Raw genomic sequence first — 11,240 nt, forward strand, 5'->3', positions numbered from 1 at the left:
ATATAGTATATTTTGCAACATAGTCATTACGAGCGGACTTCATATATAGTATATTTCTTTATTTTGATTTTTTCAATCAAAATTATGATTTATTAAATCAAAAATTGATTATTTCGATATTTATTACGCTTATTTAATCGAAAAATAAATAAATTTGTAAAAAATAATAAAAAAAGATTGTTTTGATCATAAATTAAGAGTATCATAATTAAAAAATGATCTAAAGAATCAAATTAAATGATTTATTCAATCATTAGGGAGATGCTAATATGCCAATTATTTCATCCACTGTTATGCTCCAAAAGGCAAGAGAACATCAATATGCTGTAGCTGCTTTCAATGTACATACTTTGGAAATGCTACAAGCTGTTGTAGATGCTGCTACAGAAATGGAGTCTCCACTTATTATTCAATCGACAGTGGGCACTGTTCGTCACTTAGGAGCTAAGTATTTAGTCGAAGCAGCGACGGTTGCTGCTAATCAATCTTCTATTCCGATCGCTCTTCATTTGGATCACTGTACAGAGTTCAATCTTATTATTGAATGTATACGAGCAGGTTATACCTCGGTCATGATTGATGCTTCAATGCATCCTTATGATGATAATGTAGCCATCACTAGCAAAGTCATGGAAGTAGCAACTGCTGCTGGTGTAAATGTAGAAGCAGAACTTGGCAAAGTAGGAGGGGTAGAAGACGATATCGTCGTTGATGAAAAAGATGCTCTATTAGCAGATCCTGAAGAATGTCTGAAATTTGTAAAACAAACCGGAGTACTTACATTAGCACCTGCGATCGGAACAGCACATGGTATTTATAAAGGTGACCCTCATATTGATTTTGAACGAATCGAGAAAATTGCAGCATTGGTCGATATCCCATTGGTTCTTCACGGAGGTTCAGGTATTCCAGCAGAACAAGTGAAGCGAGCCGTTGCTCTAGGGATGTCCAAAATGAATGTAGCTACTGAATTACGTATCGCGTTCTCTGATGCGATTAAGCACGTTTTTGACGAAAATCCTTCAGAAAATGATCCACGTAAATATATGATTCCTGCCAAAGAAGCAGTTAAACAACTAGCCATGCAAAAAATCGGCTTATGCGGATCGGCAGGTAAAGCTGGCGTTCTACAATGATTACTACGGTGACATTGAATGCAGCAGTCGATAAAACGTATTATATGGATTCATTTGCTACCCATCAGGTCAATCGGGTCAGACGTGTACTAACAGAACCAGGGGGTAAAGGAAACAACGTAGCCAAAATCATCAAATTATTAGGTGGTGAAGTGACTGCTTCTGGTTGTATAGGAGGAGACAATGGACAACTAATAGACCATTTACTACAAACACGCAAAATAAATACAGATTTTGTTATGACATCAGGTGAATCGAGAATATGTCTTAATATTATTGATGAATCCAGTCAATATGCTTCTACTGAACTTTTAGAACCGGGGCTTACGATTTCTTCATCGCAATGGATAGCCATCAAGCAGAAAATACAACAACTTGCACAGTTGTCTACGATTATTGTTTTTTCAGGGAGTTTACCTCAAGGAGTCGCAACGAATGGATATGCTGAACTGATCGAAATTGTACAACAGGCAGGTGCACATGCTTTTTTGGATACAAGTGGAGCTGCTTTTACAGATTCAATCCAAGCTAAGCCTTATTTTATCAAACCGAACCAACATGAGTTAGAACAGTGGAGCAATACTTCGCTGACAACAGATCAGCAATATATTGATACAGCATGGCTTCTTATTAATCATGGGATAGAGAATGTCTGTATTACACGAGGAAGTCAGGGAGCGATTGCAATCATCAATAAGCAAGTGTATCAAGTGATATCTCCGTCTATTCAAGCCATTAATACGGTAGGATGCGGTGATGCTTTTGTAGCAGGCATGGCATTTGCCACATTAAGACAGTGCGACCCTATACAACAGTTAAAGTTAGCTTCTGCGGTTGCTAGTGCAAATGCTTTATCTGAAAAAGCAGGCGATATGGATTATGCTACTTACTTGGAGTTAGAATCTGCTGTTCAGGTCATTCCTTTATAAAAGGTGAACCGTATGAACCGATCATAAATACTTGCAATTCATTCTGTAATCATACAAAATGATTAAAAAGAGCAGAATTATATGAATAATGCTCATAACAATCAAAGGAGATTGCAGAAATGGAGTATTCTAAAAGTGAATTACGGCGAACAAAAATTATGGATATGATCAAAAAGAATGGAAAAATATCTGTCCAAGAAATTACTAGCGTTATCGGTTGCTCTGAAGCTACAGCTAGACGTGATCTAGATCTTATGGAGAAAGAAGGACATCTGATTCGTACGATTGGCGGAGCCGTCTACGAGGGTGGAAGCAAAATCAGTCAGGATGAAGTTCCATTTGTCGATAAACAGCTAGCTCAGCAACCAGATAAGCAAAAAATCGCAGAAGCGGCGGCTGCATTAGTCGTTGACGGTGATGTTATTGGTCTTACAGGTGGTACAACTACTTTTTTGATCGCTATGGAATTGAAGCATCGCAAAAATATCACTGTTGTTACAAATGCCGTCAATATTGCTTTTGAATTAGCAGATGCTGAAGGAATCCAAGTGGTTCTAACAGGTGGTGTGATGCGCTCACAAAGTTATGAATTAATTGGCCCTTTAGCTGAAAGTGTTATTCAGAAGATTAATTTGAGCAAAATGTTCTTGGGTGTAGATGGTGTCGCATCTGAACGAGGGTTTACTATGCATTCTGAATTAGAAGTACGTATTGCTCAGCAATTGAGTGAGCGTTCTAGTGAAGTATATGCTGTGTTCGACCAAAGTAAACTTGAGAAAACAGCTTTATTTACGATTATGCCTTTAAAAGAAGTGACCGGTATTATCACTAATGTACATCCTGATTCTTGGTTACAGCAATTATGTGAGAAAGAACATGTTCAACTACAACTTGTCTAATGATTGGATATCCATCTGATCATATAGCTGTTATTACGTATAGACAAGGTTGCTTAGCTCGAATATCCAACTTTTGTCTATACACTATAGGTAATAGAAATAGAGCATGTAAGAGTACTGAATTTGAAAGGGGGAATTCATTAATATGCCTACTAAGGTTTTGAACCATTTCATCTTACTGATCTTGATTACTGTGATGCTAGCAGGATGTGCATCGAATTCTAAAAATGTAGGCTCCTCTGGTAAAACTAAAATCGTATTTTGGGCACATCAAGAAAGTGCAATGAATGATGCATATAACAAGCTGATCAAAGCTTATGAAGCCAAGCACCCCGATATCGAAATTGAATTTCAGACCTTTCCATATGACGTTTATAATCAAAAACTTAAAGCCTCTTTTTCTGCACAAAACCCTCCCGATGTAGCTGAGATGTTTGGTACATGGGTTCCAGAGTATAGTAAAAATGGAGCGCTGACTGAAGTTCCTGATATCGACAAGATCAGCAAAGAGTATTATCCAGCTCCATTAGGAGCTTATCAATACAATGGCAAGTTATACGGTTTACCACTTGAATATAACCTCGAAAATGGAGGCATGTTACTCCATCCTGAAATGTTCAAAAATAAAGGGCTAGAGTACCCACCCAAAACATGGGCTGATTTAGTGGAAAATGCCAAAACATTAACGGTACGTAATGATAATGGCATTCAAATCAAAGGATTTGATTTTGTTTCTTTAGACAATATTACGTTTACCTTTCTCTCCATGATTTTGCAACAGAATGGAAAGTACTGGGGAACCGATAACCATGTAAGCTTTCAAACTCCAGAAGCTATCCGAGCAATGAATACGCTTACTTCTTTAGTTAGTGTAGATAAAGTAACTGATCTTTCTGTTTTTGGAGGTCAATTGGATAGTTCAGATTACTTTTTCCGTGGCAATTCTGCTATGACTTATCGTGGTCCTTGGACAGTTGCTTCTGGACTGGATAACTATAAGGTGAAAGATTTTGAGTATGCCCCTGTTCCTTCATTTACGAATGAGAATCCTTATTTCGCAGCAGAATCAGGATGGGGTGTAGTGGTAGCCAGTAAAAGTGAAATACAGAAGCAAGCTTTGAGTTTCATTCAATTTCTAAGCGAAAATGAAAATCTGCTTCAATGGAATGTAAGTACATTTACGGTACCTGCCAAAAAAGAAGTCGCGAATAATCCTGAATTTTTGAAGAAGAATCCATACATGAAAGCACCGCTTGATATTTTGAAGTATGGTCAATGGATTGGTCCTGTTGCAGATCGAGATTATTTCTTCAAACAGATTAATGATAACTTTCAGTTGATTGTAAGCGGACAGATCACCGTCGAAACAGGTCTAGGTAATATAGAAAAATCAATCAATTCAAGTCAAGACCAACACAAGTAATCGAGGTGAATAGCGAATGAATAAAAGTATCGAAGCTGGAAATACCAGCAAAAGAACATTCGATAAAGGAACCACTCGTTCATATCAAAATGAGAAATGGTTTGTACGTATTGCTCTAGCCCCGATTCTACTTCTTTTTGGAGTATTTGCTTTTCTGCCGATTGCTTGGAGTTTGTTGTTATCTTTTTATGATTATAGTCCGCTCAGTAATCATGCTGTTTTTATAGGCATCAGAAATTATGCATTGTTATTTCAAGATGCAGTCTTTCTAAAATCGCTCTGGGTCACTTTTAAATTCGTTGGTATTACTGTGATCAGCAATATTTTGATTACCTTAGTTATTGCAAGTGCGATCTATGCAATACGAATCCAATGGCTTAAAAATTTATTTCGCACACTATTCTTTTTACCGGCTATTGCTCCACTAGCGGGAACGGCAATTGTTTGGACAACTATTTTGAATTATGACAGTGGATTGTTCAATGTGATTCTGGGTCAGCTACATATTGCTCCTGTTCACTGGTTAAGTGACCCCAAATACGCCTTGTTATCGGTTATTATGATGACGCTCTGGGCAGATATTGGCTATAATATCGTGCTATTTATAGCAGGCAGAGATTCTATTGCTGATATGTATTATGAGGCGGCTATTCTGGATGGCGCTAATCGCTGGCATTTGTTCTTTTTTGTGACGTTGCCTTTATTGCGTAGAACGATGTTATTTGTAACGATCACTACAGTGATTTCGTATTTTCAAGCATTTCCACAATTCCAGATTATGACCAAAGGAGAGCCGTTTAACGAAACAAGAGTCTTAGCACTTAATATTTATGACCAAGCTTTTTCCAATTCCAATATGGGCTATGCTTCGGCAATGGCAACTATATTCTTGATCATCATTTTAATCGTTACATTAATTCAGTTCCGATTAGGACGTTCTAGCTGGGAACAATAGGAGGAGGAGATACAGATGCAACGAAAAAGTCCATGGTTGGATTCGATCGTATTGGTGTTTCTAATCGTGACAGCAGTAGCAATGATGGTTCCCTATCTATGGATGGTAGTATCTTCTTTCAAAAGCAATATGGATATCATGTCAGGTCAGGGAAGTTTTTTTCCAAATCATCCGACATTAGAAGGATATTTCACTGTATTTGAAGATGCTCCATTTGTGAAATGGATGTGGAATAGCGCTATTTCAGCAGTCATTATTACCATCATTACACTGTTTACAAGTGCACTTGCCGGCTACGTTTTTGCTAAGCATCAATTTAAAGGCAAACGCATTTTATTTATGTTGATTCTGGCAACGATGATGATTCCTTTTCAAGTGATTATGATTCCCACCTATCTGATCACTGCAAGACTTGGATTGATTGATCATTTAGCCGCTATTATTTTGCCTAACCTTGTTAGTTCGTATGGAGTGTTCTTAGCTAAACAGTTTATTGAAGATATCCCGCAAGACTTGTTAGATGCTGCGCGGATAGATGGTGCTGGTGAATTGCGATTGATGGTTCGCATTATTGCTCCTCTGATTTTGCCGATGTTATCAGCGCTTGGTATCTTTACATTCATGAATGCATGGAACAATTATCTATGGCCATTAATCGTATTGAATGATACCGATCATATGACTGTACCTCTGGCACTTGTATATTTTAACGGAACTCATGTGATCAATTACAATGTTGTGATGTCTGCTGCCGTCTTAATTACTTTACCTGTAATGATTGTTTTCCTTATTTTCCAAAAGCAATTTATCAAAGGCTTAACCATGACAGGTATGAAATAACAATATTCCATCATAATCGACATACAGAGAGGACGAATTATAATGACAAAAATATCTATTATTGGTGCAGGTAGTGCTTTTACACAGGATATCACTACAGATATCTTGAAAATAGAAGGAATCGATGGAGGAACAATCGCTTTAGTCGATCTTGATGAAAAGCGTCTGGATATTGCTCGTCGTATGGTCGAAAAGTTGATCGAAATGACAGGTGATCGTTGGAAAGTTATCGCTTCTACCGATCGACGTGAAGTCATTGGTGGCTCTCAATTTGTAATTAATCAGATTGAAGTCGGTGGACTGCAAAATGTAAGGTACGAGTATGAGATTCCTCTTAAATATAATGTAAATCAGTGTATAGGAGATACGCTTGGACCCGGTGGTTTGTTCAAAACGTTGCGTACGCTCCCAAGCTGGATCGATATTGTGAGAGATATTGAAGACCTTGCTCCTCAAGCAACCATTTTGAATTATACGAATCCAATGTCAGCAGTTACCTTACTCACTTCACGGATTACAGAACTTCCGGTAGTCGGTCTATGCCACTCGATTCAGAACACATCCAGTCAATTAGCAGAGTATGCAGGTGTACCTTACAACGAATTAGAATGGCGAGCAGGTGGTATTAATCATATGTCATGGTTCGTTGAACTCAAGCATAAAGGTCAAGACTTGTACCCTGTATTACTGGAAAAGATAAAAGACGAAGAGTTACTGCGTCAAGATCCTGTGCGCTTAGACGCAATGAAATACTTAGGTGCTTTTGTATCTGAATCCAGCGGACACTTTTCTGAATATATTCCTTATTATCGCAAACGTCAGGAATTAATCGATCAGCACTGCAATACAGGATATAACGGTGCAACAGGATTTTATGCAGATAACTGGCCCATCTGGAGAAAAGAAAACGATGAGCGTATCTTACAACAACTAGAAGGTACTTTACCTATCGAATTGAAAAATAGTAATGAGTATGCAGCGGTTATTATAGAAGCTATGCTGAAAAATGAACCTAAAGTGATTTATGGCAATATACCTAACCAAGGGCTGATTCACAATTTACCGCAAAATGGTGTTGTCGAAGTGGCTTGTATGATTGATGGTAATGGAATTAATCCTTGTCAGTTCGGCAGTCTACCTGAACATCTAGCTGCGCTGTGTCGCTCGAATATGGAATTTTTTGAATTAGCTGTAGGTGCTGTACTCGGTAACGATAAAGAAATGGCACGTCATGCATTGATGTCTGATCCATTAACAGCAGCCGTATGTTCACTTGAAGAAATTAGCAATATGTTCGATGAATTATATGAAGTGGAACGGGAATTTATTCCGAATATGAAATAATGATGAAGACTAAAGCATCACATACCCCCGTTGCAAGTGTTGTTGTGGTTGGCGAATTGAATGTCGATATGATTTTAACCGGAGAAGATATTGTACCGGAATGGAATCGAGAAAAGATAGCTAATCAATTCGAAATCGTTTTGGGATCATCTTCAGCGATTACGGCTTGTGCACTCGTTAGTCTTGGCGTTGAAGTGACATTTGTAAGTGTAGTGGGAGCAGATTATTTTGGAGAATTTTGTATACAAGAATTACAGCGAATGGGTGTAAACACAGATCATATTCACATACGTTCAGATATCAAAACAGGAGTAACCTTATCATTTTCGACTTCATCTGATCGTGGCCTTGTCACCTATCCGGGAAGTATTCCATGTGTTACACCTGATATGGTAACAGAATCATTACTTCGTGAAGCTGATCATTTACACTTCGGTTCCTACTATTTGCAAGATCAGATGCGAGAGCATTGGTCAACCTTGTTTGCACAGGCACAGCAGCTAGGCGTAAGCACTTCTTTTGATACCGGTTGGGACATTCGTAATCTATGGGATCGTTCAGGCATCGAACAATTATTAACAACCACTAACTTGTTTATTCCAAGTGAAGAAGAGATATTGCATATTTATAACACTTCACACATGGAAGAAGTTATTACCAAATTACCTGATCTTGTAGGCGATGTGATCGTAAAATTAGGTTCTCAAGGTTCTTTACTTGTTGATACAACCAAGCAGCCGCTAACCATTCGCTCTTATCCGGTGACGCCTATTGATACGACAGGAGCAGGAGACTGCTTCAATGCCGGGATCATTTATGGATATTTACAAGGCTATCGAAGAGCTACTTTGTTAGAATTTGCAAATGCTTGTGGCGCTTTATCTACTCAAGGAGTAGGGGGTACAGGCGCTTTACCGACTTTACAGCAGATAGACCATATACAGATGAGTCATTCTTAACGTGTGTATTCTTTAAAGGAGGTGAGCTTGTCATACTTATTCTGCTATACAAGGGGTAAGCAACAACGTTAATGTATCGCAATTCACTATTTCAGAGGAGCTGATGAAGAAGTGTTCAAGTCCATCAAAAAAGTAGTGCTAGGCGCAAGTATGGTGTTGTTAGTAACCACAGGTATTCAGTGGAATACTTCCCAAGCGATAGCCGCAGAAACGCAATATTATGTTTCCACCAGTGGTAGTGATTCTAATGCAGGGACATTGAGTGCTCCTTGGAAAACACTGCAACATGCCGCAGATGTAGCTACAGCAGGAAGTACTGTCTATATTCGTGGAGGTACGTATAATCAGAAGCTGAAAATCACCAAATCAGGCTCTTCTACAGGAGCTATCACTTTTAGCAACTATGCTTCTGAAAAACCTATCATTGATGGAACAGGATTAAGTGTTACAGGATTAGAAGGATTAATTGATATTCAAAATGCGGATTACATTACGATTCAAGGGTTAGAACTTAGCAATTACAAAACAGCTACTAAAGATTTGCTACCGATTGGTATCTATGTCCATGGTAAAGGAAGCAATATCAAATTACTCAATAACAAAATCCATGATATCAAAAGTACAGCTACACCTACATCTACACCAAGTGGAGACATCTGGTTAGGACGTGATGCTCATGGTATTGCTGTCTATGGAACCCAAGCTCCAGCTTCAATCAATAATCTGACAATCAGCGGAAATGAATTATATAATTTAGTCTTAGGTACAAGTGAAGCATTAGTTGTAAACGGGAATGTAGATACATTTTCAATCCTCAATAATACGATCCATGATGCAGACAACATTGGGATTGATGTGATTGGATTCGAAGGCAAGTCTCCAACAGTTGCTTATGATCAAGCTCGTAATGGATTGATTCAAGGTAATAAAGTGTACAATATTACATCTAATAATAATGTATCTTATGGTCCTGTACCTAATAACACCAATTCCGCAGATGGTATTTATGTCGATGGTGGGAAAGATACGATTATTGAGCGTAACTATAGTTACAACAACGATATCGGTATCGAAATTGCTTCTGAACATGCAGGCAAAGCAACCGACAATATTACAGTTCGTAGCAATATGGTCTATAAAAACCGCTTAACTGGTATTGCTATGGGTGGATATGATACAGGTCGGGGTTCAACGACTAACTCCAAAATCGTGAATAATACGCTGTACAAAAACGATACATTAGGTGACGATAATGGACAATTATTAGTACAATACGATACTTCCAATAACATTATCAAAAACAATATTATGGTAGCTGGTGCTTCAAATGCTTTGATCACGAATCCGTATACAAAAAATTCAGGTAATGTCGTCGACTACAATTTGTATTTTGCTTCAGGTAGTAGTGATTCTACATTTTGGATTTGGAAAAACAAAGAGTATAACGGATTTGCAGCTTACAAATCAGGATCAGGTAATGATGCTCATTCCATCTTCGCAGATCCTAAGTTTGTAAATGTAAGTGCAGATAATTATCATATTCAGGCAACTTCACCTGCTGTAGATAAAGGATCAACCGATACAGCTATTATAGGAACTGCTGATATTGACGGGCAAAATCGGGTATCTGGTAGTGCAGTAAATATTGGAGCCGATGAGTAATTCGTATACCCAGTACCTATGATGTATCCATAGCAAAAAAGCGACTATCCGGTATAAAGAACCTATCCGGATAGTCGCTTTTTTTCATAATAACTATATCTTATACAGATGTATTTATTACATAATAAATTTCCTTATAACATAATTATTTGTTGACACTATCAATATTTGTAATATATGCTTACAGATGATAATCGTAATTATTACTATTTAATAAAAGCATATATGGGAATGAGGGTGAACAATGAAGCAAGAGATCGATTTTGTAAAGTTTAGTCCTACACAAAATATGACTATCCTTGTAAAAACATGGTATCCACAACAGGATCATGCCCGTATTGCTGCGAACTTGATGTCTTATGATCATGTACATGCAGAACAGGTAGGTTTTATTCAACAAGCGATTAGCCCTCATGCTGAAGCATGTCTACATATGGCAGGAGGTGAATTTTGCGGTAATGCTTGTATGTCTCTTGCAGTGATGCTCGCTATAGAGAAGAATATTGCTGATATGACTGCCATGCCTATCCAGATTGAGACATCAGGTAATCATACACCTATCCAGTGTATAGTCACTCGAAAAGCAGGACAATATTATTGTCGTGTTAGAATGCCGGTGCCAGAACAGATTCAATACCGTACATTTCATAAAGATAAGATCTGGCAGACTACACAATTGAATTATCAGGATGCTGTTCATTTTGTGATAGAAGTACAGACATTCAGTACTACTCTACAGAAAGAAGCAGAATCATTTATTCGAATAGTAGCAACAGAATATGATGTAAGCCTGATCGGTCTGCTATTGTATGATGCACAAACGGGCGAAATGGCTCCACTTATTTATGTACCAGCACTTGATAGTATCGTCTGGGAACGAGGTTGTGGATCAGGAACAGCTTCAATCGGTGCCTATCTTGCTTGGAAACATCAAAAAGGAATAGATTGTGATATTAAGCAACCGGGAGGAACTATTCGTGTCACCGCAAATTACCAACATTCGATCGTCGAACAAGTTGAGATTGAAGGCAATGTAGGTTTAGTGGCGCAAGGCAAAGCTTTTGTTAATGTGTAATACATGTAATTAGGATCA

The 11,240-nt window shown here is 38.0% G+C and carries 10 protein-coding genes; all 10 read left to right on the forward strand.

The genetic code is table 11. The features are described from left to right. Positions 1-269 precede the first annotated feature (269 nt). A complete protein-coding gene (fba, locus tag PaeCFBP13512_RS05640) occupies positions 270-1,136 on the forward strand; it encodes a class II fructose-1,6-bisphosphate aldolase (protein ID WP_137221773.1) in 867 nt (288 codons plus the stop codon). Continuing rightward, positions 1,133-2,065: a 1-phosphofructokinase family hexose kinase gene (locus PaeCFBP13512_RS05645; RefSeq protein WP_137221775.1), complete on the forward strand. Its 933-nt coding sequence runs from the start codon at positions 1,133-1,135 to the stop codon at positions 2,063-2,065. Before fba ends, PaeCFBP13512_RS05645 begins: the two co-directional genes overlap by 4 nt. Positions 2,066-2,184: 119 nt before the next feature. Then, positions 2,185-2,964 carry a DeoR/GlpR family DNA-binding transcription regulator gene (locus tag PaeCFBP13512_RS05650; RefSeq protein WP_069327119.1) on the forward strand — a complete coding sequence of 260 codons (780 nt, stop codon included), beginning with the start codon at positions 2,185-2,187 and terminating at the stop codon, positions 2,962-2,964. A 145-nt stretch (positions 2,965-3,109) separates the two neighbouring features. Further along, positions 3,110-4,387: an ABC transporter substrate-binding protein gene (locus PaeCFBP13512_RS05655; protein ID WP_241669291.1), complete on the forward strand. Its 1,278-nt coding sequence runs from the start codon at positions 3,110-3,112 to the stop codon at positions 4,385-4,387. Between the two features lie 16 nt (positions 4,388-4,403). Continuing rightward, positions 4,404-5,342: a carbohydrate ABC transporter permease gene (locus PaeCFBP13512_RS05660; RefSeq protein WP_083243424.1), complete on the forward strand. Its 939-nt coding sequence runs from the start codon at positions 4,404-4,406 to the stop codon at positions 5,340-5,342. 15 nt (positions 5,343-5,357) lie between these two features. Continuing rightward, a complete protein-coding gene (locus PaeCFBP13512_RS05665) occupies positions 5,358-6,182 on the forward strand; it encodes a carbohydrate ABC transporter permease (protein ID WP_137221777.1) in 825 nt (274 codons plus the stop codon). A gap of 42 nt (positions 6,183-6,224) precedes the next feature. Next, a complete protein-coding gene (melA, locus tag PaeCFBP13512_RS05670; RefSeq protein ID WP_137221779.1) occupies positions 6,225-7,526 on the forward strand; it encodes an alpha-galactosidase in 1,302 nt (433 codons plus the stop codon). Continuing rightward, complete coding sequence (locus PaeCFBP13512_RS05675; RefSeq protein WP_137221781.1) at positions 7,526-8,485, forward strand: carbohydrate kinase family protein; 960 nt, start codon at positions 7,526-7,528, stop codon at positions 8,483-8,485. The genes melA and PaeCFBP13512_RS05675 overlap by 1 nt, the downstream gene beginning before the upstream one ends. Before the next feature lie 150 nt (positions 8,486-8,635). Then, positions 8,636-10,147, forward strand: coding sequence for a right-handed parallel beta-helix repeat-containing protein (locus PaeCFBP13512_RS05680; RefSeq protein ID WP_137222021.1), 1,512 nt, complete (start codon positions 8,636-8,638; stop codon positions 10,145-10,147). A gap of 244 nt (positions 10,148-10,391) precedes the next feature. Beyond that, positions 10,392-11,222, forward strand: a complete 831-nt coding sequence (locus PaeCFBP13512_RS05685) for a diaminopimelate epimerase (RefSeq protein ID WP_137221783.1) — start codon at positions 10,392-10,394, stop codon at positions 11,220-11,222. The last annotated feature ends 18 nt before the right edge of the window (positions 11,223-11,240 follow it).

This window comes from Paenibacillus sp. CFBP13512, assembly GCF_005233705.1.
GTDB classification, from domain to species: domain Bacteria; phylum Bacillota; class Bacilli; order Paenibacillales; family Paenibacillaceae; genus Saccharibacillus; species Saccharibacillus nuruki.